Genomic DNA, 24324 nt, shown 5'->3' with positions numbered 1-24324 from the left:
CGGCCGAACCGCAAACACCGTGAGATCACCGAGGGGACCGATAAAAAATGGATCATATTTCAAGAAAAACCATTGCCGACGGACGCTCGCTGGACTTGCCGCTGGATCAGGAGGCGGAAGACAGCAAACTAACGGACGCCTGTATTTCAGCCATCAATGAAGCCGTCGAAAACCTGCGGCAATTATCCGGCGCGGAACAGGCCGCAAAAACCATTTCATCACCAGCGCAGATCATTCCCCCGCAATCTCTTTCCGAACCTCATGCAAAAACGGAACAGGCGGAACAGCTGCGCGACGTTCCCGCGGAAAAGGACCGGCAACCCGTCTCCCCGCCGGAACCACATGCCAAGATCGACAATACCGACCTGCCTTTCGTCAAGACCATCGACAATAATGAAGGGCCGATCCGTGAAAACGAGCGCCGGCCGGTAACGGGTGGTGGCGGCAAGGAACCGACGGACAATGGCGGTGGCGGCGGCGGCGGTGGTGGTGGCGGAAGCAAGAGCGGTTTCCATAAGCGCAGCGAGCCGATCAACTTCGCCGCAAGTCTCGCCAAGGGCATCGCCGCCGTGCGACGCAACATGGTGGTGGTGACGCTGTTCACCGTCGCCATCAACGTCCTGCTGCTCGCCATCCCCCTTTATCTGTTCCAGATTTCCGACCGAGTATTGACCAGCCGCTCGATGGATACGCTTGTCATGCTGACGGTTGCCGTGCTCGGCGCGGTTCTGTTGCAAGCCTTCATGGACGCCATCCGCCGCTTCATCCTGATGCGAACCGCCGTCGAACTTGAGGTACAGCTTGGCGCGCCGATCCTTTCGGCCGCCGCCCGCGCCTCCCTGCATGGCAGCGGCAAGGACTACCAGACATTGCAGGACTTGCAGCAATTGCGTTCGTTCATCACCTCCGGCACCCTGATCGCCTTTCTCGACGCACCGCTGATGCCGCTTTTTATCGTGGTGGTCTATCTTGTCCATCCGCATCTCGGCATCATCATCATGGTCTGCTGCGCCGTGCTGTTCATTATCGCCTGGCTGAACCAGCGCTTCACCGCGAGACAGTTTTCCGAGGCGTCCGGTTATCTCAGCCGCGCCAATTTCCACCTCGACTCCATGTCGCGCAATTCGCAGATCATCAATGCGCTGGCTATGATACCGGAAGCGGTGAAGATGTGGGGGCGCGAAACCGCAGGGTCCCTGAAATCTCATGTGGCGGCGCAGGATCGCAACATCATGTTCTCGGGCGTTTCCAAGGCGGCGCGCATGATCACCCAGGTGGCGCTGCTTGGCTGGGGCGCGCATCTGTCGCTATCAGGTGAACTGACCGGCGGCATGGTGATTGCAGCCTCCATCATTTCCGGCCGTGCGCTGGCGCCCATCGAAGGGGCAATCGAAGGCTGGCACCAATTCAACAAATCGGCCGCCGCCTATGGCCGCATCAAGCAGCTTCTCGTCAATTCGCCGCTGAATTTCCCGCGCCTGCGCCTGCCCAATCCGGAAGGGCGTCTCGACGTGGAGCGCATCCTCTTCGTGCCGCCGCCGCAGAAGAAGGTGATCCTGAACGGCATCTCCTTTTCGCTGAAAAAGGGGGAATCGCTTGCCATCATCGGCAATTCCGGCTCCGGCAAGACGACGCTCGGCAAGATGCTGGTCGGCTCCATCCTGCCTACTTCAGGCAATGTGCGCCTCGACCTCATGGATCTGCGTAACTGGGACCAGCGGCAGTTCGGTGAAAGCATCGGCTATCTGCCGCAGGACGTGCAGCTCTTTCCGGGCACCATCAAGGCCAATATCTGCCGCATGCGCGACGATATCGAGGACCGGCAGATCTATGAGGCAGCGGTGCTTGCGGATGTGCATGAGCTGATCGCCGGTTTTCCGCAGGGCTATGAGACCGTGGTCGCCGCCGACGGCGCGCCGCTTTCCGGCGGCCAGAAACAGCGCATCGCGCTAGCCCGCGCCTTCTTCGGCGACCCCAAGTTCGTGGTGCTGGACGAGCCGAACTCCAACCTGGATACGCAGGGCGAACAGGCGCTGGCCAAAGCCCTGCTGCACGCCAAAAGACAGGGCATCACCACTGTCACCATCACCCAGCGCCCGGCGCTTCTTCAATGCGTCGACAAGATCATGGTGCTGAAGGACGGATCGGTCGCCATGTTCGGCGAAAGGATGGATGTGCTGAAAGCGCTTTCCGGCAATGGCCGCCCGGCCAGCCAGTCCCCGCAGATCGAGGGTTGAGGACCGTCATGTTCAAGAAGAAAACCGCCGTTGCCGAAATCAAACCCCAGGGCCAGCTCGAATGGTATAGCGAAGTGCCGCGCTCGATCCGCCTGCATAGTTCGATCGGTCTTGCCGTGCTGCTCGCTTCCTTCGGTGGTTTCGGATTTTGGGCCGGCACGGCACCGCTCTCCTCTGCCATCATCGCCCAGGGTAGTTTCGTCGCCACCGGTAACAACAAGGTCGTCCAGCATCTCGAAGGCGGCATCATCAAGGAAATGATGATCAGCGAAGGTGAGACAGTCAAGGAAGGCGACGTTCTTCTGACGCTGGACAAGACGACGGCACTTGCCAATGAACGCATGTTGCAGATGAGACGGCTTCGCCTCGAAACCATCGTCACGCGCCTGCGCGCCGAAGCGCAGGGGGAAAAGGGCTTCAAGGTGCCTGATATCGTCATGAAGGAAGCCGGCGATCCTGACATCAACGCCATCATCCAGAGCCAGAACATCGTGTTCCACAGCAAGCTCGTCAAGCTGGAGGAACAGCTCAACCTGATCGACAAGAACATCCGGTCGCTGGAGTTCCGCTATGCGGGTTATGACGGACAAAAACAGTCCTTCGACCGGCAACTGGCGCTTTTGACGCAGGAGCGCGATTCCAAGGAGAGGCTCGCGAAGGATGGCGTCATTCGCAAGACCGACATGCTGGCGCTGGAGCGCGCCATTGCCGATGTGATGGGTGACATCGCCCGGCTGAGCGGCGAAATGAACCAGAGTGAGGCGGAGATCGCCAAGTTCAGGCAGGAAGCGATCATCGCCGTCAACGCCAACAAGCAGGCGGCGCTCGACGCGCTGGAAATTGCTGAATCCGATCTAGACAGCGTACGCGAACAGGTGCGCGGCGCAGCCGAAGTGCTGGAACGCACCATCATCCGCTCTCCCGTCAACGGCACCGTGGTGCGCGCCTATTATCACACGCCTGGGGGCGTCATCACGACAGGCAAGCCGATCATGGAAATCCTGCCCGCCCATGTTCCCCTCATCCTCGAGGCACAGGTGCTCAGGACCTCCATCGACCAGCTGCATGAGGGGCAGACCGCCGCGATCCGCCTCTCGGCACTCGACCGCCGCACCACACCGGTTCTGAATGGGAAGGTTTTCTACGTTTCAGCCGATAGCATCGAGGAAAATGCCGGCCTGCAGGTCAAGGACGTCTATATCGTGCGCGTCCAGATACCTGACGAAGAGATCGCCAAGGTCCATAATTTCCATCCCGTGCCCGGCATGCCCGCCGACGTGCTGATCCAGACCTCGGAGCGTACCTTCTTCGAATATCTGACCAAGCCGATCTCCGACAGCATGTCCCGCGCCTTCAAGGAAAGATGAAGAGATAACAGGGATTTACACTGTCAATCCCGGCCCTGTCGGCATATAATGCCCGTATAATTCTTTGGGGTGGGAGAAGCGGGCATGGCGGTGATGTCGGACGTATTGCTGCTGGTCGGCAGGCTGAATTACGTGTGGACCAACACCGAAAGCCTGATGATCTATCTGATCGTCCATCTCCTAAAAGTGGAGAAGGAAGCGGCCATCGTCGTATTCCTGACCCTCAACACCACGCGGGCGCGTATGGATCTCATCGAGCGCCTGGCGAAGCTTCCCTCCACCGATGCGAAGGATCGCAAGACCATCCTCTCCATCATGGCGCGGCTGAAGAAGGAAGCGAAGACGCGCAACAAATACAATCACTGCATCTATTCCTTCGACGAGAAGGGCGAAATCGCCAGCACACAGCTGATGCGGCTGGTGGAGGACGACAGCCAGGTGCGTTACGGCAAGGTCGAGCGCATGGACGAGAAGGAAATCGGCCAGCTGGAAAAATCGATCGCCGACATCGTCGAGGTCAGCAAGGACATGTGGAGTTTCATCCACGCCAGTCCGCATGTCTCGGCGGATTATCTCTAGGCTCTCGTCTGTAACCGCATGCCGATCGCCGGGTGAGGCTCGCTACCCTCTGCGGCCCTTGCCGGGAGGCACAGTTTCCCGGCTGCGAAATAAAGCAGGAACGAACCGATCTGGTAGGGGAAGATGATGTCGATCTCCACGAAGGAACGCACGACAAACAGGGCGCAGATTGCAAACAGGATGACGCCCTGCGGGTCGCTCTTGCGCATCAGCACCGAGCGCAGATGCCCGAGCAAAGTTCCGTAAAGCACCATGCCAAGCAGGAGCATGCCAACGAACCCGTTTTCCACCACGGTTTCGATATAGGTATTATGGAAGTGGAAGCCGGTGCGGCCGGTAATGAAGAAATCGTTCCAAAGGCGTTCGGCATCGGGAAAACCCGCGACCCAGAACCCCTGATAACCAACGCCGAGGATTGGTGTCTGTTTCGCCGCCTCGATGCCCTGCTGCCAGAGATAGGTTCGGCCGGTCAGCGTCGAATCCTTGCCGAAAATGCCGAGAATGGCGTCGAGCAGGCCGAATTGCAGGGAAGCGACCACCAGCAATGCGCCGAGTCCACCGAGCGCGAAAAACGTCATCTTTCTGTTCGCCGGCGAAAGCATGCCGATGGGAATGAAGCCGATGATGAGGGCGACCACCGCCGCCGTGGTAATAGTGGATGTGGCCGATTGCGACGCAAGGAGGCTATAGGCCGACAGGAGCCCGGTGACGCCGGCAACCGGCAGCCAGATGCCCCTTTGCTTGAGCACCAGCACCGACGCGGCGGCAAAGATGACGCCGAGCGAGGCATAAAAGCCGAGCTGGTTCTTGGAGGAGAAAGCGCCGACGAAACTGTAGGTGCCGTCAAGCGCATCAAAGAGGTAGATGCCGAACAGCAGCGAATAGAGCAGAACGACGGCGATGCCGATAAGCGCGCCACGCGTCAGCGTCCGGATCGAGATCACCCGCATCGCGATCAGCGCGCAGACGATATGCGTCATATACTGGATGGAGGCGCGCATGGTCACCGACGCAGCTTCCGACCAGAAGCTGGACAGAACCGTCAAAATGCCGAAGGCGAAAATCCACAGATAACGCGGATAGTTGCCGAGCACGCGCCGGTAATCGACCACCACCAGCGGCAGCCACATGCCATAATAGGCCAGAACCGAGATTTGCCCGAAACGCGACGAATAGGCGAAAACGAAGAATGACAGCGCAACCGCCGTCATTCCGTAGATTTCATTGCGTTCGGGATCGATCAGCGCCGATTTGGCGATCCGCATGAAAACCTCACTGCATCAGGATTTCGGACGAGACCTTGATGACGTCGCCGGGCTGGAGAAGTGCGTTTTCATCCACCTTCACTTCCTTCGGCTTGCCGTTTTCCTCACGCACCACGACATAGCTGATCGTCGCGGACTTGCCCGACGGATCGAAACGGATCGCTTCGGCCGATTGCGCCAGTGCTTCCGACATCAATTCGCGGCTGGTAGTCAGCTGCAGATTGAGCTTGTCGAGTTCCGCTTCGGTGTCCTGCAATTCCTTGGAGCGCTGCGCCACCCAGTCGTTGCGCAGGTTGATCTCGTCCTGGGTTGCCTTGTTGATGTCCTGCTTGGCGCGCAGCGACTGCGTATCGATATCAAGCAGGGTGGATTCTACCTCCGCCGCGCGTTCTTCCGCAGAAATACGCCGCTGCGACAACGCAAGCCCCTGCTCGTTCAGCCGGTTGACGCGGTCGCGGTCCTCATTGGCAAGCTGCAGCTGGCGGTTCTGTGTCTCTGATTTCTTCTTCAGGGATTCAACTTCGCTCTGCAAAAGCGCATGCAGGTCGGTCAGCGCCTTGAGCTGCAGGGTGTAACGGTCGGTTCGCGATTTCATCAGCGCGCTCTCGCTGGCCAGCAGCACGTCGATCTCGCTGATCTTCTCCATTTCAGGCGTCTTGGCGATGGTCGTGTCACCCTTGACCTCGGCGATCAGCCGCGCCTGACGCGCGAGCAGCCTTGCCCGCTGGTTGTCGTAAACCGCGGCATCGCCACGGGCATTGATGAAGTCACGGGCAAAACGCTGCCCGGCGTCGGAGCGGCGCAGGCCGCCGGCAAGGCTGACCGCCTTCAGCACGGTGAGATTGGCGGCATAGGGATATTCACCCGGCGTCTGCACATCACCACTCAGAAAGATCGGCCGGAACTGGGCGATCTCGACGGAAGCGGAAGGAAGGTTTCGAAGGGCGAACTTGCTCTGAAGCTGGGCACCGATCTGTTCGCTGACCTCCGAGGGCGTCTTGCCCGCCACATCCAGCTGCCCGATGAAAGGCAGAGACAACGCACCAGACGGGCCGACGGAATAATCGCCGTTGATGACGTCCCAGTTGCGGATGCTGCCATCGGCAGGCTGCCACTCGGCAACGCGGATACGCAGCTTGTCGGCGGTACCGAGCTTATATTGAGCGCCATCCGCAGCCAGTGCGGAGAGCGGCGCGGCAAGGGCGACGGAAGCGGCAAGAACGAGGGCCACAAACGGGCGGTGGGCGGCAGCAATAAGGCCGTTCATCGGGAAACTCCCTGTTAGCGGATCGCCATGCAGGCGGTCCGGCCGTCGCGCAACCGGGCAAGGCCGGCTGCGCAGCGCCGCAAAAAGCGGCCGGTATGATTAGCACCAATGACGCACCCAAAGACCGGACTTGGGATCCCGGTCGGGGTGCGTGTCGAAACGAAGATCGATAAAGCCGAACTCAATATCGGTTTTCAGTAGCTTCCGCGTGAAAGGCACACGGCGGGAATGGTCTTGACGATGATGAAGACATCCTGCCGCATCGACCAGTTCTGGACATATTGCGTGTCGAAAGCGACGCGGGTCTTGTAGGAGACGTCGTTACGGCCGCTGATCTGCCACAGGCCGGTCAGGCCTGGACGGGTGCTGAGATAATAAGCGGCAGCACTTTCATAGTAGCTCAGTTCCTCATCGACGACCGGGCGTGGGCCAACCACGCTCATTTCGCCGCGGATGATGTTGAGGAGCTGCGGCAGTTCGTCAAGCGAGAGCTTGCGCAGCACGGCGCCGACGGCCGTAACACGCGGATCGTTCTTGAGCTTGCGGGTTGCGCGCCATTCTTCGGCGGCTTCCGGATTGGCGGCAAGATATTGCCGCAGAATCTCATCGCCGTTCATCGCCATCGTCCTGAATTTCAGGCAATGGAAATAGCGGCCATTATGTCCCACACGCCGGTGGCCATAAAAGATCGGGCCGGGATCAGACAATTTCACCAGCGCGGCGATCAACAGGAATATCGGGCTGAAGATGAGCAGCGCAAGGGCAGCCGATGTCATATCGAAGCTGCGTTTTGCGATGCCCCCGATAGGGAAACTGACATCGAAATCTTCGGAGCTGCTGAGTGTCTGTTCAGCCGATTGGGTCGCGGACTTCATAGAGAGAACTCCATTTATGTTTTGCGATTGGTCGGTGCCCGGAGGCGCGTCTTTCCGTCTAAAAGAGATAACAAGTCTGTGTTCGGAATTTGATGCTAATGGATTTTTTGTAAGGCACATTGCCCATAACCGTCTATGCGATTTCTTGCGCGAGCGGCCGATTAACGTCCGGGCAATATTAACGGTTGCATAAAAAAGCAACAAATGGGCGGGCGGCCATGTGTTGAGAGCATGGGTGTCGCGCCGGCATGTATTGGGTTTTGTGCCGTCTACAGTCTTTTCTTATGTGTTTCTTATGACTTGCGCAGATGAGACAGGAACGCCAAGAACAGACATGCCCGTAAAAGACTATTAAAGTTTGTTGCAGCGCAGCAAGATTGTGGCAATGCATATAAAATTTGACATATTGGCTGGGATTTTTTTGCCCGACATTGCCACTGCGCCAATAAAAAACGATGGAAAAATCGCAAGAAGGGCGCAAAGACGGCAAAATAGTGGCGCGACAGTGCGTTCTGATCATGGCAGCTACGCAAAAATGCAAGAGCTGACAATCGAATTCTCTCCACCTCACCCTCTCAGCCGTTTCACGAGCGGCGCTAAGCGCCAAATCCGCTGGAATCAGAAGGTTGGCGGAGTGCAAGCGCTGATGACCTCGCACGGCACGGGACCCACACAACGGAATCGGTGCGGCCTGCGGCTTTCGAAATAATAGGCATCCCCCGGCCCGAGCACCCGCCTCTCATCATCGACCGTCACTTCCAGACGCCCGGAGAGAATGATGCCCCCCTCTTCCCCATCGTGAACCAGCGGCACCTTGCCGGTATCGGCGCCCGGCTGGTAACATTCCTTCAGGATTTGCAGGCTGCGGCCGAAAACATTTTCCCCTACCTGCCGGAAGGAGATCGGCCCCTTGCCGATTTCGACCAGTTCATCCGCCCGGTAAAAGGCCTTCCGGCTTGTCTCCGGCTCGAAAGCGAAAAACTCGGCAAGACCGATCGGTATACCGTCAAGAATGCGCTTCAGCGCACCGACGGATGGGTTGGAGGTGTTGGATTCGATCAGCGAAATCGTCGAATTGGTGACACCGGCACGTCTTGCCAGTTCCCGCTGGGAAATATTATGGCGCAGCCGCAAATGCCGCAAACGTCCACCTATATCCACCGACATGCCCGAGCCCCCCGTTGCCCTTGTTCGAAATATCGAAAATCCGTGTTGAGGCCTATAGCATTTTCAATGACTTGGCCACAGAGAGAAAAGGGCTTGTTCAGTCGCAAAAATAGCTTTCAATCACCGGTAACGAACAGGAGACCACCATGGACAATCCGAGCCGATCCAATTCCACCTCACTCGACAGCTACTGGATGCCGTTTACCGCCAACCGGCAGTTCAAGGCCAATCCCCGCCTGCTGACGAGCGCCGAAGGCATGTATTACACCAGCAATGACGGACGCCAGGTTCTCGACGGCACGGCTGGCCTATGGTGCGTCAATGCCGGCCACGGCCGCCAGCAGATCGCCTCTGCCGTAAAGCACCAGCTTTCGACCATGGATTACGCACCCTCCTTCCAGATGGGACACCCGGTTGCCTTTGAATTTGCCGAACGGCTGGCGGAAATCGCGCCCGGCCCGGAAGGAGCGAAGCTTGATCGCGTCTTCTACACGGGCTCCGGATCGGAATCGGTCGATACGGCGCTGAAGATCGCCATCGCCTATCAGCGTGCCATCGGCCAGGGCACCCGCAGCCGGCTGATTGGCCGTGAACGCGGTTATCATGGCGTCGGTTTCGGCGGTATCTCCGTGGGCGGCCTTGTCAACAACCGCCGCGTTTTCCCGCAGATCCCCGCAGACCATCTGCGCCACACGCATGATCCGGCGAAGAACAGCTTCGTCAAGGGTCAGCCCGAGCACGGCGCAGAGCTTGCGGACGATCTGGAACGCCTGGTCGCCCTGCATGGCGCGGAAACCATCGCCGCCTGCATCGTCGAACCCGTGGCCGGCTCCACCGGCGTGCTGGTGCCGCCGAAAGGTTATCTGGAACGCCTGCGCACCATCTGCGACAAGCACGGCATTCTGCTGATTTTCGATGAGGTCATCACCGGTTTCGGCCGCATGGGCTCCACCTTCGCCAGCAACTATTTCGGCGTTACGCCAGATATCGTCACCACGGCCAAGGGCCTGACCAACGGCGCGATCCCCATGGGGGCGGTCTTCACCAGCCGCAAGGTGCATGATGCGCTGATGCATGGGCCGGAAAACCAGATCGAGCTGTTCCATGGCTATACCTATTCCGGCCACCCGGTCGCCTGCGCCGCCGGCATCGCGACGCTCGACATCTACCGCGATGAGGGCCTCTTCACCCGCGCGGCGGAGTTGCAGAATGTCTGGCACGACGCCATCCACTCCCTGAAGGGCCTGCCCAACGTCATCGACATCCGCACCATCGGTTTCATCGCCGGTATCGAGCTGCAGTCACGCGAAGGTGCTGCCGGCGCACGCGCCTATGATGTCTTTACGGATTGCTTCGAGCGCGGCCTGCTTATTCGCGTCACCGGCGATATCATCGCCCTTTCACCGCCGCTGATCGCCGAAAAATCCCATTTCGACGATATTGTCTCAATCCTCGGCGATGCACTGAAACGCGCAAATTAAAGTATAAACTTCTAATAAAGCAAAGGCTGCAATAAAAATTGCAGCCTTTTTTTTGCTTTTATCAAGAGCAGAGCGAAATAGATCATTTATTAAGCATATTCTATTATTTTTTCACAGCATAACCAACAGCGCGGGAGCGTTCCATGGCGTCGATACAGCAGAAGACAATATTGGCAAGCGTCGCCATCTTTTTCATCGCCGGCAGCGCCACAGGTGTCGGCATGTGGGCAACGGAAACGCTCAACCGTAATAGCGAATATGTGGCGCTTTCGGCCCATGTACTTCGCAACCACATGCAAGCGGACATGATGCACGACGCGCTGCGTTCCGACGTGCTCGCCGCCATCCTTTCTTCCGATGAAGGGATGGGCCTGGAGCTGAATGCGGTAAAAGCCGATCTCGCGGAACATGAATCCACCTTCCGGCAAATGATCGAGGAAAACAGGTCTCTGTCAGCCGGTACGAACGTCAGGGCCGTCATCGACGGCGCCGAAAAACCGCTTCTTGCTTATATCGATGCCGCAAATGCGGTTGTCGGCCTTGCCGGCGCCCGTCAGGAAGAGGCTCTCAAACTGATGCCCGAATTCACGCGGCAATTTTCGGCGCTTGAAAAAGCGATGGAAACAGCCGGCGACCAGATCGAAGCCCTTTCCGACGCCGCCTCGGCCGAAAGCGAAAAGACCAAGGCGACCATCAACCTCGTTTTGAAGGGGCTGCTGGTTCTAGCCGTGCTTTTCTCCGCCGGACTTTTCCTCCTCACCCGCAAGTCAATCATCCTCCCCGTTCTGCAATTGTCGAAGAATATGGAAATCCTGGCGGCCGGCGATACGTCGCAACCGCCCTCCGGCACCGACCGCAGGGACGAGATCGGCTCCATGTCCGGCGCGGTCGAGATATTCCGGCAGGCAGCCATCGCCAACCGGGCGCTCGAAGAGCAGGCAGCTTCCGCCCGCCGGCAGGCGGAAGCCGACCAGGAGGAAACGCGGCGGCAGGCGGAGGAAGATGCTTCCGAGCGGCTGCGCATCGCCACCTCCGGCCTCGCGGCCGGCCTGAAGCGGCTCGCATCGGGTGATCTGGCCTTCCAGCTCGACGATGCCTTTGCCCCGCAATTTGAAGCCCTGCGCCACGATTTCAACAGCTCGGTGCGGCAACTGGCCGAAACGCTCTTCGCCATTTCCGATGGCATCGGCACCATCGACGGTAGCAGCCGCGAGATCGCCGCCGGCGCCGGCGATCTTTCCCGCCGCACGGAAAATCAGGCCGCCTCACTTGAACAGACTGCCGCGGCGCTCGATGAAATCACGGTCAACGTGTCGAACGCCAACAAGCGCGCCGCGGAAGCAAGGCTCGCCGCCACAGACGCAAACGAAAGCGCGCTGAAATCGGTCGAAGTGGTCGGCCATGCCGAAGAGGCGATGCGCCGCATCGAAACCTCGTCGCGGCAGATCACCGGCATCATCGGCGTCATAGACGAGATCGCCTTCCAGACCAATCTTCTGGCGCTGAATGCTGGCGTTGAAGCCGCCCGCGCCGGCGAGGCCGGCAAGGGCTTTGCCGTCGTGGCGCAGGAGGTGCGCGATCTCGCCCAGCGCGCGGCAAAGGCCGCAAGTGAAATCCGCGATCATATCCGCCAGTCATCCGTCGAGGTGGAAAGCGGTGTGAAGCTGGTTCTCGATACCGGCACGGCGCTGAAGGATATCGGCGAACGCATTGCCGGCATCGACCGCCATATGAATGCGATAGCCACATCGGCCGCCGAACAATCGACCGGCCTTGCGGAGATCAACGCGGCCGTAAACTCGATGGATCACGCCACCCAGCAGAATGCGGCCATGGTGGAACAATCCACCGCCGCTTCCGCAACACTTGCCGCCGAAACGGCAAAGCTGCGCGCGCTGGTATCGCGTTTCCGTCTTGAGATGGAAATTACTGGCAGCCGGGAAGAGACACGCCGAGTTGCGTGAGAGCAATGGTGAAACGCGAGAACATCGCCTCGCATCATACAGTCCTTGAGGCGGGCCACCCTCACGGCGCGCCTGCGCCGTGAGGTGAACGTTTCTTGATCAATAAGCCTGTGTCGGCTGCGACAGGCCGTCGCCGATCACGCCATTGCCGTATTGCGCCACGGGCACACCTTCCTGGCCGATCGGCACGCCCTGCTGCGCAGGGCCGAGTGCCGTCACGACGATCGGCGTACCGTCAGGCACGCGGTTATAAAGATCGATGATATCCTGATTCAGCAGGCGCACGCAGCCTGATGAGACCGACTTGCCGATGGTCCACCATTCAGGCGAGCCGTGCAGGCGGTAGATCGTATCCTTGCCATCCTTGAAGATATAGAGCGCACGCGCGCCGAGCGGGTTCTTGAGGCCCGGCTCCATACCGCCGTTACGGCTGCTATAGGGTTCCAGTTCCGGCTGGCGGGCGACCATTTCATCGGGTGGCGTCCAGCGCGGCCATTGACGCTTGTACTGAATGACGCCGCGGCCGGACCATTCGAAGCCTGCACGGCCGAGACCGACGCCATAGCGCATGGCCTGACCATTCTCATAGGTGAGATAGAGGAAATGATTGGCCGTATCGACCACGATGATGCCGGGGCGTTCACCGGTCGGGTTCGCCACCATCTGCCGCAGGAACTGGCGCGGAATCCGCTTATAGGGGATTTCCGGCAGCGGGAACTGCTCGTCAGGCCTCGGACCGTACATGGCGGCATACATCGGGTCTTCGGCAGGCGCCGCGGGCCGGGCGGCCTCACGCGCCGTTGTGTTGCAGCCCGCAAGGCCGGCAAGCGCCAGTCCACCTGCTCCAAGCAGGAAACCCCGCCGGGTCGTTGTCGTCTCGTTCAATTGAAAAACCTCATTTACGTCATCTCACGCTGGCAAAGGGATCTGCCAGCGCCGCCTCTGGGCGGCTGATAGGGTACTTCGTGCCGGAAACCTGCGATGCCATGGCCTTGGCGCCGCTGGATTTCAGAATGGCCCGGAAGCTTGGATGCATGCCGCCGTCCACATACGCGCTGAGGGAGGCAGAAGTTCCCTCGCTCATCGCGGCGGCAAGTTTTTGTTGCTCTTCACCGAGTTTTGACGCCACCAGCGGATCCTGCTGGTTGACGGCCGGCGGGCACGCCGCCAGCGGATCGGCAGGCTCGCCGCCAGCAAATTCACTGTTGAAGACATAACGGCGGCCGCAGACGGAAACCTTGGGCTGCCGGCGCGTCACCTCGAAATAGTCGTAACCTTCCTTCAGCGTCTTCCAGAACGGCATGTTAGGATCATCCCGATGCGCCACCATGTTCCGGGCGCTCATGCGGAAGGGATAGGCCTGCACCTGAAAGCGGTCCTGTCCGCCCTGCAATGCACGCGCGACGATAGCGTAAATCTCACCCACCTGGGCGTCGGTCATGGCGTAGCAGCCGGAAGAGGAGCAGGCGCCGTGCACCATCAGCGCCTCGCCGGTGTAACCGAGCGCCGATTCCAGCCGGTTGGGATAACCGAGATTGAAGGAAACGTAATATTGTGAGTTCGGGTTCAGCATGCCGGCCGAGACATGATAAAAACCTTCCGGCGCCTGCCGGTCACCAGTCTTCATCTTGGGGCCGAGCTTTCCCGACCAGCGGCACATGGGATAGGACTTGAGGAGCGCGTAATTTCCTGTCTTGTCGACCTTCCAGACCTCGAGTTCGCTCTCCTGCTTGAAAATACGAACGAGGACCGGGCTTTCCGGGCGCATGCTCTTGGCCGACATCTGCGCCATCATCTTGGACGACAGTTTCGGCGGGTCTTTCTTGACACTGTCGAGGCCCATGGAGGTGCACGCCGCAAGACCGCCGCCGATCGCGACGACCGCAGCCATTCTTGCCCCTGCCTTTACCTTATGCCGCAACCCCGCAACCGCGAAATCCAGCAATGCCTGCATGCCCATGGATTGTTCTGCCCGCCTGATTTGCCCGCCTTTCCGGCAGACGCTTAACTATCGAAGGTGGCCACAACACGGCAACCTCGCCCATGTACAAAGTCTCGTGAACAGACGTTACCCATTCGTTAATCATAGGGACACAAGCCCGTGATGCCGTTGGCGCTGAGCTTGGATGCCGTGATTATCGGAGCAGCCCCTGGCCGCCATCGATCCATACCGGCGTGCCGGTAATGTGACGGGATGCATCCGACGCCAGGAAACCGATCAGCGCGGCGACGTCGTCGCTCGTTCCGGCCACGCCGCCGGTCACAGGAATGTCCCCGGCTGGAAAACGGACAGGAACCTCCGTTTTTTCCCGCCCGCGTATATCGGTATTTTCGTCGATTGCCGTTTCGATTTCGCCCGGACACACCGCATTGACGCGGATACGGTGACGCCCCAGTTCCAGCGCCAGTTGCTGCGCCATGGCAAGTTGTCCGGCTTTCGTCACGGAATAGGCGGTAGCGCCGGGCGACGTGAAGGTGCGCGTACCATTGATCGACGAGATGATGACGATGGATCCGCCGCCGGCCGCCTTCAGATGCGGCACGCTTACATGAACGGTGAGATAGGTGCCGCGCAGGTTGATGCGGATCGTATCGTCCCATTCGGACGGTTTCAATTCATCGATGGGTGCCCAGACGCCGTTGACGCCAGCATTCGCCACCACGACATCAAGCCGCCCGAAAGCCCCAACCAGTGCTGCGACCGCATGACGCATAGCCTCCTCATTCGCCACATCGGCCACAAGGACCTTCGACGAACCGGATGCGGCGTGTATTTCCCGCGCGACATCGTTCAATTCTGATTCGGTGCGGCCAAGCAGGCCGAGCGAGAACCCCTCCGCAGACAGATGAAGGGCGGCAGCGCGGCCGATGCCGGAGCCAGCGCCGGTGACGAGAGCGACTTTGCCGTCAGCCAATGTTACAGGCCTCCCTTTCTGGAGGCGATGGAGGTGCCGATCGCCGAGACGGGATCGCTGGCTGGAAAGCTTTCCTCCAGCCCCTCTTCCAACTCCTCCTCCAGAACGTCGCGATCCTTCGATGTGCGGGCGCTCGCCTGGCCGTGCGGAGCCTCATCCTGCGCCGTGCCGAGAGCGGAAAATTGCGAAGGCGCATCCGCGCCATGGCGTGTTCCGAAGGCGGTGAGCTGCACCATAACCGCACTTGCCCGCTTGATGGCCTCCGCATCGTCGATCCCTTCAAGACCATCGGCAAGGCGAACAGAGACCTGGTCACCGTCGCTGCCGACGAACTCGACGGAGATAACCCCGTTATTGCGTTTTACATAGGTCGTCGAAAGTTGCATGACATGCCCTCCGGCTTGGAAAGCACCGGCAAAAACCGGTGCGGGGAAACGAATAAGCTGACTTCAGAACGACACAGAGCGGAAGGGGTTCCGGATGGATGAGGCCTTTGGCCCGGAAATGCAGGAGAGTTTCTTCCTGCGCGATGCGGTGGATGTGGCCCGCGCCCTCATCGGCGCGGAGTTCCGCATCGGCAATACCGGCGGCATCATCGTGGAAACCGAAGCCTATCATCCGGACGACCCGGCATCCCACAGTTTCAACGGGCAGACCCCGCGCAACAGGGCGATGTTCGGCCCGGCCGGCCGTCTTTATGTCTACCGGTCCTACGGCATTCACTGGTGCGCCAACTTTGTCTGCGCTCCGGGCTCCGCCGTGCTTCTGCGCGCCATCGAACCGATCACCGGTATAGACATGATGAAACTGCGCCGGGGAACTGACAAGCCGAAACTTCTATGTTCAGGCCCGGGCCGACTTTGCCAGGCGCTCGCGATTACGGGAGAGATGGACGGCGCGCCGTTGAACGCACCGCCGTTTTTCCTGCGGTTGCCGAAAGAAGCCGCCGCCATCGCCAGCGGCAGGCGAATCGGCATCAGCCGCGCGACGGAATACCCGTGGCGCTTCGGGCTCAAGGGCTCGGCTTTCGTCAGCAAGAAATTCCAGACTGGAGACCCGTGAAAGACGAGAGCACCTTCGGCGGCCCGTCATTTTCGTCGGGGTTGGGTACCGGCACCTCGTCCGGCAACCTATCGGGTTCCGGCTCTTCCACCGGCGGTATGTCCGGCTGCGGCGGCACGGGCATCGGCGGTTCGGGATAGGGTTCGACGGGAACGGCTGGCATCGCGGACTCCTGATAAACACGCTTTGCCGCAATGGACACAAGCTGCGTTTTTATCTCTCGGGACAACGCCTTCGCGCCGTCGCCAATCGGGCGGCGCGACACCCAATTCGCCCATCGGTCAAATGCCGGTCAGGTCCCTTCGGTCCGGTTGCGCCGCCCAGCGGGTCGTACAGGGAAACGCGGGCACGGCCTGTCCGTTCCGTTTTTTAAGGAAGTTTTTGCGACGCTCAGGCGAAACCGAGCGCGCTGCGGGAAATATCGCGGTTTTCGCAATAATCGCGGGAATGAGCCTCGTGACCATGCTCGCGCGCGGTCGAACGGGAAAGTTCCGGGCTCGGAACGTTGAGCAGCGCATCGGCATAGGTGCCGGTTGCCTCGACGTCATCGATCACAGTCTGCTGTTGCGGTTTTAAAAATTCAAACATCCGTCCACCTCCTTCGACACGTCCCCTCAACGCGCCGGCCCGGGTCCTGTTCCATAACACCCGTAACTGTTCGGATTATACATGAGACGGCGCGGACGTATAGATGACGAAAGACGAACGTTATCAACTGACGTTGACAAAACGGAGTGGAATCAGTGAGCTATGACGAGAAGCTCAGGCAGGGCCGACCGATTCCCGCAGGATCAGTTCGACCGGCCACAATTCCTGAACCTCGCGCACGGGACGACCGCCGATGATCTGCAACAACAGATCCGTCACCCGAATGCCCGCCATGCGCATGGGCGAGCGGGTGGTGGAAAGCGGCGGCATCATGCTTTCCGGCGTCAGATAGGGAAACACGTCGTCATGGGCGATGACGGAAACGTCCTTGCCGATCACCAGCCCCATCTGCGTGGCGGCGCGATAGACACCCTGCGCCGTCATCATCGCGCCCGCGACGAAGGCCGTCGGGCGCGGCGTCTGTTCCAGCAGCGAGCGGGCAAAGCGGAAGGCGGTATCTTCGCTGAAATGGGCGTTCATCATGAAACGCGGATCGGGCGTGATGCCATGGGTGGCCAGCGCATCCCTGAACCCCTGCTCGCGGTCCTGAACGAAGGTGCGGCCGACGGGACCGTTGATTAGGGCGATGCGGCGATGGCCGCGCTCCAGAAAATGGATCGTTGGTCGATAGGTTACATCGTGGTTGTCGATATCAAGCCAGGCATGTTCGAACGGCGTCTTGGAGCGGCCATGCACGATGAAGGGCACGCCCAGCCGGTGAAGCAGCGCGATGCGCTCATCCTCGGGGCGCGGCGAATGCACGATGATGCCATCCACCCGGCCGCTCGCCGCCAGCCGGCTGAAAATCGCCAGCTCCTCATCGAGATTATTGTCGACGGTGACGCTGACGAGAATGTCGGTTTCTTCCTGTTCCAGACGGGTCGCCATGCCGCCCATGAATTCCGAAAAGAAATGCCCGCCGCCCGAACGGCCCATGACGACGCCGATGGCGCCCGCCCTGCCCGTTGCCAGCCTGACGGCGTTGGCATTCGGCCGGTAGCCGTATTTCAGCGCAGCCTCCATCACCCGTTGCCGCGTTTCCTCGCGCACCTCGGGATAGCCGCCAAGCGCACGGCTGACGGTGGTGGGCGATAGCCCAACCTTTTCTGCGAATTCCTTGAGTTTCATGTTTTTCGCCAATTTCCCTCTGCATGCGTTGCCGCCGCAGATTTTTCAAGCGGACAATAATTGAAAACGATTTCAATTTTTATCCATCTGAAACCTTACAGTCGGTCATTTCGAAAAGCAAACACCGCAAAACCATCGTCGGAAATGCCGGGTTTTCACACAATTAGAAAGAGTATTGACAGATTGATCCGCTTTTGAGAGCCTCACGCCAGTCAAAAGCGCTTTCAATTTTGAGGACAATCGGAAGCGTCAACGGAGGAGTTTGACAATGAATATTTCCATGAAGACTTTGTTCCTGTGCGGCAGCGTACTTTCCGCAGCAGTTTCGGCGCAAGCGGCCGAACTTTCCATCGCCGCCAATTCCACCGGCAAGAACATCGCATTTTTCAAGGAGCGGATCGCCGCCTTCGAAAAAGAGACCGGCCACAAGGTCAATCTCGTCACCATGCCTTCTTCATCAAGCGAACAATTCAGCCAGTACCGTCTGTGGCTCGCGGCCGGCAACAAGGATGTCGACGTCTATCAGACCGACGTGATCTGGGCGCCGCAGCTCTCCGACCAGTTCGTGGATTTGACCGAAGCGACCAAGGACGTCATCGGCGATCATTTCCCCTCCATCGTTGCGTCGCAGACCGTGGACGGCAAACTTGTCGCCATGCCGATGTTCACCGACGCACCCGCTCTGTTCTACCGCAAGGACCTTCTGGAAAAATACGGCAAGCAGCCGCCGAAAACCTGGAAGGAACTGGGCGAGACCGCCAAGGAAATTCAGGACAAGGAACGCGAAGGCGGGCAGAAGGACCTCTGGGGCTTCGTTTTCCAGGGCAGCGCCTATGAAGGCCTAACCTGCAACGCGCTCGAATGGATCGCATCCGCCGGGGGCGGCCATATCGTCGAGACCAACGGCGACATCTCCATCAATAACGAGAAAGCCGCAGCCGCGATCGAAGCCGCCAAGGGCTGGGTCGGCACAATCGCGCCGCAGGGCGTGCTCGCTTACAAGGAAGAGGAAGCGCGTGGCGTGTGGCAGACTGGTAATTCCGTCTTCATGCGCAACTGGCCCTATGCCTATGCACTTGGAAATGGCGCCGACAGCGCCATCAAGGGCAAGTTCGGCGTCACCCCGCTGCCGGCAGGCGCAGAAGGCGAAGCGCCTGCCTCGACACTCGGCGGCTGGAACCTCGCCGTTTCGAAATATTCAGATGACAAGGACGCGGCCATCCAGCTCGTGAAATTCCTGGCATCGAAAGACACCCAGAAGATGCGCGCGATCCAGCTCTCCAACATGCCGACGATCGCCTCGCTTTATGACGACAATGATGTCGCGGCCGCACAGCCGTTCATGCCGACATGGAAGCCGATCTTCCAGACCGCCGTTCCCCGTCCTTCCGCCTCGGCCAAAGTGAAATATAACGAGGTTTCGGCCAAGTTCTGGGGCGCGGTTCACAACACGCTCTCCGGCAACGGCACGGCGGCTGAAAATCTCGAATTGCTCGAGGTGGAACTGACCGATCTCAAAGGCAACGGCTGGTAACCCGGCCCGCGCGGGAGGCGGCCTCGCCTGGCCGTTTCCCGCGCCCCAACCGCGAGATGTCCCCATGAATGATACCACCCTTCAAAGACCGGTTGCGGCATCCGGCACCGGTTCCGATCTTCAATCGGAACGGCTGAAATCCGCCTGGCTGTTTCTTGCCCCCACATTTCTGGTGCTGGCGCTGGTGGCCGGCTGGCCGCTGGTGCGCACCGTCTGGTTCAGCCTCACCGACGCGTCGCTGACCAATCTCGAGGGTGCGCAGTTCGTCGGCCTCAAGAACTACCTCACCTGGATCACACTCAGCAGCGGCCGCACCATCTATCGTGGCCTGCTGGCCGATCCCGCTTGGTGGGGTGCGGTTCTCAACACGCTGAAATTCACCATCCTCTCGGTCAGCTTCGAAACCGTGCTCGGCCTCATCGTCGCGCTGGTGCTGAATGCCGAATTTAAGGGACGCGGCCTCGTGCGCGCCGCCATCCTCGTGCCATGGGCCATTCCCACCATCGTCTCGGCGCAGATGTGGGCGTGGATGCTGAACGACCAGTTCGGCATATTGAACGACCTGTTCCTCAATCTCGGGCTGATCTCCCACAAGATCGCATGGACCGCCAACCCGGACACCGCGATGGTCGCCGTGCTGATCGTCGACATCTGGAAGACGACGCCGTTCATGGCGCTGCTCATCCTCGCCGGCCTGCAAATGGTTCCGAAGGACATGTATGAGGCGGCGAAGGTGGATGGCATCCATCCGGTCAAGGTGTTCTTTCGCGTCACTTTGCCAATGATCCGCCCTGCGCTCATGGTCGCCGTCATCTTCCGCATGCTGGATGCGATGCGCGTTTTCGACCTCATCTATATTCTGACGCCGAACAATGCCCAGACCCGCACCATGTCCGTGCTGGCACGCGAGAACCTGTTCGATTTCGACAAGTTCGCCTATGGCGCCGCCGCATCCACCATGCTGTTCCTCATCATCGCCTCGATCACCGTAATTTATATGTGGCTCGGGCGCGTCAACACCGATGGAGCTGCGCGATGACCCTGCCAAGCATCCTGAAAACCACCGCCTTTTATGCGCTGGTCGCCGTCATCATGGTGATTTCGGTATTCCCGTTCTACTATGCGATCCTGACGAGCCTGAAATCCGGCTCGGCGCTGTTCCAGGTCAATTATTGGCCGCGCGAATTCTCGCTGACAAATTATAACTTCGTCATCGGCAACGGCACGTTCCTGCGAAATCTCGGCAATTCGCTGTTCGTTGCATCTTCAGTCGTCATACTGTCGCTGTTCCTTGCGGTAACAGCGTCATATGCCTTGGCCCGCGTCCGCTTCCGGGGCCGCTCGCTGCTTCTGCTCACCATCCTGTCGGTTTCGATGTTCCCGCAGATCGCCGTTCTCGCCGGTCTGTTCGAACTGATCCGCTGGGCGGGCATCTTCAACACGCCCTTGGCGCTGATTTTCTCTTACATGATCTTCACCCTGCCCTTCACGGTGTGGGTGCTGACAACCTTCATGCGCGACCTGCCGATCGAAATCGAGGAAGCGGCGATTGTCGACGGTGCGACACCGTGGGTCATCATCACCCAGGTGTTCATGCCGCTGATGTGGCCCGCGCTGGTTACTACCGGGCTTCTCGCCTTCATCGCGGCATGGAACGAGTTCCTTTTCGCGCTCACCTTCACCTCATCGAACGAACAGCGCACGGTGCCGGTCGCCATCGCACTTCTGTCAGGCGGCTCGCAGTTCGAAATCCCCTGGGGAACGATCATGGCCGCGTCCGTCATCGTCACCGCCCCGCTCGTCGTCCTCGTTCTGATCTTCCAGCGACGCATCATCTCCGGCCTCACCGCCGGCGGCGTCAAAGGCTAGGAGAAATCTCATGACCACCATTCAACTGCGCAATCTTCGTAAATCCTTCGGCGCCTTCGATGTCATCAAGGGCATCGACATGGACATCCGCTCCGGCGAATTCATGGTCTTCGTCGGCCCTTCCGGTTGCGGCAAGTCCACGCTGCTACGCCTCATCTGCGGGCTCGAGGAAATCACTGGCGGCACGCTCTCCTTTGACGGAGAGGCCGTCAACCGCCTGCCACCCGCCAAGCGTGGCGTCGCCATGGTCTTCCAGTCCTATGCGCTTTATCCGCATATGACCGTATTCGAAAACATGGCCTTCGGCATGAAACTCTCTGGCGCCGACAAGGAACAGCGCCGCAAGCGTGTAGAGGCGGCAGCGGAAATGCTGCAGCTCACGCCCTATCTGGAACGTCTGCCGAAGCAGCTTTCCGGCGGCCAGCGCCAGCGTGTCGCCATCGGCCGTGCCATCGTGCGTGATCCGAAGGTGTTCCTGTTCGACGAACCGCTCTCCAACCTCGATGCGGCGCTGCGCGTCGCAACCCGTCTCGAAATCGCCAAGCTGCACCGGGAGATGCATGACACGACGATGATCTACGTCACCCACGACCAGGTGGAAGCCATGACGCTTGCCGACCGCATCTGCGTTCTGCGCGATGGCCGCGTCGAACAGATCGGCACGCCGCTCGAGCTTTACGAAAGCCCGGTCAACACCTTCGTTGCCGGCTTCATCGGCTCGCCGAAGATGAACTTCCTTGCCGGCAAATATGCGGAAGTCGAAGGTGCCGCGACCATCGGCATCCGCCCCGAACACCTTGCGATCGGTGCCGGTGAGACCGGCTGGAACGGCGAAATCATCCATTCGGAAATGCTGGGATCGGACAGCTACATCTATGTCGAGATTGGTGCTGGCGAACCCATCGTCGTTCGTGAGGAAGGTGTGACCGACCGCAAGCCGGGAGAAAAAATCGTTCTCGTGCCGGATGCGGCGCAGATCCACCGCTTCGACGCGCAGGGCCAGGCCCTTGCCCGCAATCCCGTGCGCGGCGCCGCCTGAACAGTTAACTTTCGCCGGATCACCCAAGCTTCCGGCTTTCACCAAGGAGCAAGAAAATGACCATCAACACCGTTGTATGGGGCGAAAATATCCACGAACACATCAATGAGACTGTGCGTTCGATCTATCCAAACGGCATGCACAACACCATCGCCGACGCGCTGAACAAGAACCCCGAGATCAACGCTACCACCGCCACGCTGCAGGAGCCGGAACACGGCCTTTCGCAGGAGCGCCTCGACAAGACCGACGTTCTCGTCTGGTGGGGCCACAAGGACCATGGCGCGGTTCAGGACGAGATCGTCGAGCGCGTCGCCAAGCGCGTCTGGGAAGGCATGGGCCTCATCGTCCTGCATTCCGGCCACTTCTCCAAGCCGTTCAAGCGGCTGATGGGCACGCCCTGCGCGCTGAAATGGCGCGAGGCGGGTGAACGTGAACGCCTGTGGACGATCAATCCGCGCCACCCGATTGCCGTCGGCCTGCCCGAGCATTTCGAGCTGGAAAACGAAGAAATGTATGGCGAGCAGTTCTCCGTGCCGGAGCCTCTGGAAACCGTGTTCATCTCCTGGTTCCAGGGCGGTGAAGTCTTCCGCTCCGGTCTCACCTGGCGTCGCGGCGCGGGCAACATCTTTTATTTCCGCCCCGGCCACGAGACCTATCCGACCTACCACGATGCCAACGTGCAAAAGGTCATCAGCAATTCGGTGAAATGGGCCTATAATCCGGCCGGCGCACTGACGAGCATCCATGCTGCCCCCAATGTTCCCGTCGACAAGGCGCTGGAGCCGATCGAAGAACGCGGCCCCAAGCTGCACAAGGCTGGCGAAGCAGGTTACAGGTAATAAGCCATGAGACTTCTCATTCTCGGAACCGGCGGCATGGCCAACAACCATGCCACCTATTTCTCCCAAATCCCCGGCGTCGAACTGGTGGCTGCGGTGGATGTGGATGATGTGGTAGTGCGGGGCTTCGCGCTGCGCCACAACATTCCGCTCTCCTTCACCTCGCTGGATGACGCAATTGCCTGGGGTGAATTCGACGCTGCGGCGAACGTCACGCCTGACGCCATCCACCACCCGACCAGCCTTAAACTGCTGGCGGCGGGCAAGCACGTCTTCTGCGAAAAGCCGCTGGCGGAAAACTACGCCAAGGCCGCCGAAATGGCCGATGCCGCCGAAAAGGCGGGCCTCGTCGCCATGGTCAACCTCACCTATCGCAATGTCGCCCCCTTGCAGGCGGCACGCGAAATGGTGCTGGCGGGCAAGATCGGCAAGGTCCGGCATCTCGAAGCCTCCTATCTCCAGAGCTGGCTCGTTTCCAAGGCCTGGGGCGACTGGATGACGGAGAGCAAGTGGCTGTGGCGGCTTTCTACCAAGCACGGCTCCAACGGCGTGCTGGGCGATGTCGGCATCCACATTCTCGACTTTGCCTCCTATGGCGCGGGCAGCGATGTGGAGCGCATCTTCACGCGGCTGAAGACCTTCGACAAATATGAGGGCAACAAGATCGGCGTCTACGATCTCGACGCCAATGACAGCTTCACCATGACCGCCGAGCTTGAGAACGGCGCCATGGGCGTCATCCACGCCAGCCGCTGGGCGACGGGCCACCTCAACGAACTCCGCCTGCGCATCCATGGCGACAAGGGCGCGCTCGAAGTCATCCACACGCCTGACTATTCCAGCCTGCGGGCTTGCATTGGCGAAGATGTGGAGAAGGCAATCTGGAAGACCATCGACGTCGACCCGGTGCCGACGAACTACGAAAAATTCGCCAAGGCGGTTATGGAAGGCGGCATCGCCGACCCCGACTTCCGCCATGCCGCCAATCTGCAGAAGGTGCTTGATCTCTCGATCATTGCCGATCGGGAGAGGCGTGAGTTGGCCGTTTCGGCTTGAATTATAAGGAAGCGGCGGAGAAATCCGCC

The 24324-nt window shown here is 59.7% G+C and carries 23 protein-coding genes; 12 read left to right on the top strand and 11 right to left on the bottom strand.

Annotation, left to right across the window (positions count from 1 at the left end; translation table 11 throughout):
* The first annotated feature begins 47 nt into the window (after nt 1–47).
* From V6S97_RS13820 to V6S97_RS13810, 3 genes are all read left to right on the top strand, one after another.
* Nucleotides 48–2237 carry a type I secretion system permease/ATPase gene (locus V6S97_RS13820; RefSeq protein ID WP_334427093.1) on the top strand — a complete coding sequence of 730 codons (2190 nt, stop codon included), beginning with the start codon at nt 48–50 and terminating at the stop codon, nt 2235–2237.
* A gap of 8 nt (nt 2238–2245) precedes the next feature.
* Nucleotides 2246–3604: an HlyD family type I secretion periplasmic adaptor subunit gene (locus V6S97_RS13815; RefSeq protein WP_112293299.1), complete on the top strand. Its 1359-nt coding sequence runs from the start codon at nt 2246–2248 to the stop codon at nt 3602–3604.
* Nucleotides 3605–3688: 84 nt separating this feature from the next.
* Nucleotides 3689–4183 (top strand): hypothetical protein, encoded by a 495-nt coding sequence (locus tag V6S97_RS13810; protein ID WP_003506345.1) that lies wholly within the window; start codon nt 3689–3691, stop codon nt 4181–4183.
* On the opposite strand, the gene V6S97_RS13805 is transcribed toward V6S97_RS13810, so the two are convergent.
* From V6S97_RS13805 to V6S97_RS13790, 4 genes are all read right to left on the bottom strand, one after another.
* Nucleotides 4180–5448, bottom strand: a complete 1269-nt coding sequence (locus V6S97_RS13805; RefSeq protein WP_003506343.1) for an O-antigen ligase family protein — start codon at nt 5446–5448, stop codon at nt 4180–4182. The two genes, V6S97_RS13810 and V6S97_RS13805, sit on opposite strands and share 4 nt — an antisense overlap.
* Nucleotides 5449–5455: 7 nt before the next feature.
* Entirely contained in the window at nt 5456–6715 is a 1260-nt protein-coding gene (locus tag V6S97_RS13800; RefSeq protein WP_087745626.1) for a polysaccharide biosynthesis/export family protein, read from the bottom strand.
* Between the two features lie 194 nt (nt 6716–6909).
* Nucleotides 6910–7590 (bottom strand): sugar transferase, encoded by a 681-nt coding sequence (locus V6S97_RS13795; protein WP_003506336.1) that lies wholly within the window; start codon nt 7588–7590, stop codon nt 6910–6912.
* A gap of 618 nt (nt 7591–8208) precedes the next feature.
* Nucleotides 8209–8757: a cupin domain-containing protein gene (locus V6S97_RS13790; RefSeq protein WP_003506334.1), complete on the bottom strand. Its 549-nt coding sequence runs from the start codon at nt 8755–8757 to the stop codon at nt 8209–8211.
* A 146-nt stretch (nt 8758–8903) separates the two neighbouring features.
* On the opposite strand from V6S97_RS13790, the gene V6S97_RS13785 reads away from it, so the two are divergent.
* Both V6S97_RS13785 and V6S97_RS13780 read left to right on the top strand, forming a co-directional pair.
* A complete protein-coding gene (locus V6S97_RS13785; protein ID WP_111792899.1) occupies nt 8904–10238 on the top strand; it encodes an aspartate aminotransferase family protein in 1335 nt (444 codons plus the stop codon).
* 143 nt (nt 10239–10381) lie between these two features.
* Nucleotides 10382–12202, top strand: a complete 1821-nt coding sequence (locus V6S97_RS13780; protein ID WP_111792900.1) for a methyl-accepting chemotaxis protein — start codon at nt 10382–10384, stop codon at nt 12200–12202.
* 99 nt (nt 12203–12301) lie between these two features.
* Here V6S97_RS13780 and V6S97_RS13775 read toward each other — a convergent pair whose 3' ends face one another.
* The 4 genes from V6S97_RS13775 to V6S97_RS13760 form a co-directional block, all read right to left on the bottom strand.
* Nucleotides 12302–13087 carry a L,D-transpeptidase gene (locus V6S97_RS13775; RefSeq protein WP_003506330.1) on the bottom strand — a complete coding sequence of 262 codons (786 nt, stop codon included), beginning with the start codon at nt 13085–13087 and terminating at the stop codon, nt 12302–12304.
* 19 nt (nt 13088–13106) lie between these two features.
* Entirely contained in the window at nt 13107–14162 is a 1056-nt protein-coding gene (locus tag V6S97_RS13770) for a L,D-transpeptidase family protein (RefSeq protein WP_003506328.1), read from the bottom strand.
* A 175-nt stretch (nt 14163–14337) separates the two neighbouring features.
* Entirely contained in the window at nt 14338–15117 is a 780-nt protein-coding gene (locus tag V6S97_RS13765; protein ID WP_112356271.1) for an SDR family oxidoreductase, read from the bottom strand.
* Between the two features lie 2 nt (nt 15118–15119).
* Entirely contained in the window at nt 15120–15503 is a 384-nt protein-coding gene (locus tag V6S97_RS13760) for a hypothetical protein (RefSeq protein ID WP_031234233.1), read from the bottom strand.
* Nucleotides 15504–15597: 94 nt separating this feature from the next.
* Between V6S97_RS13760 and V6S97_RS13755 the strand changes: the two genes are divergently transcribed.
* On the top strand, nt 15598–16179 hold the full coding sequence (locus V6S97_RS13755; RefSeq protein WP_003506323.1) for a DNA-3-methyladenine glycosylase: 582 nt from the start codon (nt 15598–15600) through the stop codon (nt 16177–16179).
* Here the strand turns inward: V6S97_RS13755 and V6S97_RS13750 are convergent.
* The 3 genes from V6S97_RS13750 to V6S97_RS13740 form a co-directional block, all read right to left on the bottom strand.
* Complete coding sequence (locus tag V6S97_RS13750) at nt 16148–16342, bottom strand: hypothetical protein (protein WP_003506322.1); 195 nt, start codon at nt 16340–16342, stop codon at nt 16148–16150. The two genes, V6S97_RS13755 and V6S97_RS13750, sit on opposite strands and share 32 nt — an antisense overlap.
* 227 nt (nt 16343–16569) lie before the next feature.
* The gene (locus tag V6S97_RS13745) at nt 16570–16767 is read right to left on the bottom strand and encodes a hypothetical protein (RefSeq protein ID WP_003506320.1); all 198 of its coding nucleotides are present in this window, start codon (nt 16765–16767) and stop codon (nt 16570–16572) included.
* Nucleotides 16768–16941: 174 nt separating this feature from the next.
* A complete protein-coding gene (locus V6S97_RS13740) occupies nt 16942–17955 on the bottom strand; it encodes a substrate-binding domain-containing protein (RefSeq protein WP_003506318.1) in 1014 nt (337 codons plus the stop codon).
* A gap of 268 nt (nt 17956–18223) precedes the next feature.
* Between V6S97_RS13740 and V6S97_RS13735 the strand changes: the two genes are divergently transcribed.
* The 6 genes from V6S97_RS13735 (at nt 18224) to V6S97_RS13710 (ending at nt 24295) form a co-directional block, all read left to right on the top strand.
* The gene (locus V6S97_RS13735; RefSeq protein ID WP_099087177.1) at nt 18224–19489 is read left to right on the top strand and encodes an ABC transporter substrate-binding protein; all 1266 of its coding nucleotides are present in this window, start codon (nt 18224–18226) and stop codon (nt 19487–19489) included.
* Between the two features lie 64 nt (nt 19490–19553).
* Nucleotides 19554–20528, top strand: a complete 975-nt coding sequence (locus V6S97_RS13730; RefSeq protein WP_112356270.1) for a carbohydrate ABC transporter permease — start codon at nt 19554–19556, stop codon at nt 20526–20528.
* The gene (locus V6S97_RS13725; RefSeq protein ID WP_087745639.1) at nt 20525–21358 is read left to right on the top strand and encodes a carbohydrate ABC transporter permease; all 834 of its coding nucleotides are present in this window, start codon (nt 20525–20527) and stop codon (nt 21356–21358) included. The genes V6S97_RS13730 and V6S97_RS13725 overlap by 4 nt, the downstream gene beginning before the upstream one ends.
* 10 nt (nt 21359–21368) lie before the next feature.
* Entirely contained in the window at nt 21369–22397 is a 1029-nt protein-coding gene (locus tag V6S97_RS13720; RefSeq protein WP_013761592.1) for an ABC transporter ATP-binding protein, read from the top strand.
* A gap of 56 nt (nt 22398–22453) precedes the next feature.
* On the top strand, nt 22454–23239 hold the full coding sequence (locus tag V6S97_RS13715) for a ThuA domain-containing protein (RefSeq protein ID WP_112356269.1): 786 nt from the start codon (nt 22454–22456) through the stop codon (nt 23237–23239).
* Nucleotides 23240–23245: 6 nt separating this feature from the next.
* Nucleotides 23246–24295, top strand: a complete 1050-nt coding sequence (locus V6S97_RS13710) for a Gfo/Idh/MocA family protein (RefSeq protein ID WP_111780345.1) — start codon at nt 23246–23248, stop codon at nt 24293–24295.
* Nucleotides 24296–24324 lie beyond the last annotated feature (29 nt).

Source organism: Agrobacterium sp. CCNWLW155, from assembly GCF_036888815.1.
In the GTDB taxonomy this organism is placed as follows: Bacteria; Pseudomonadota; Alphaproteobacteria; order Rhizobiales; family Rhizobiaceae; genus Agrobacterium; species Agrobacterium radiobacter.
Note: the sequence above shows the minus strand (reverse complement) of the source record. Positions and strands in the feature narration are given on the sequence as shown.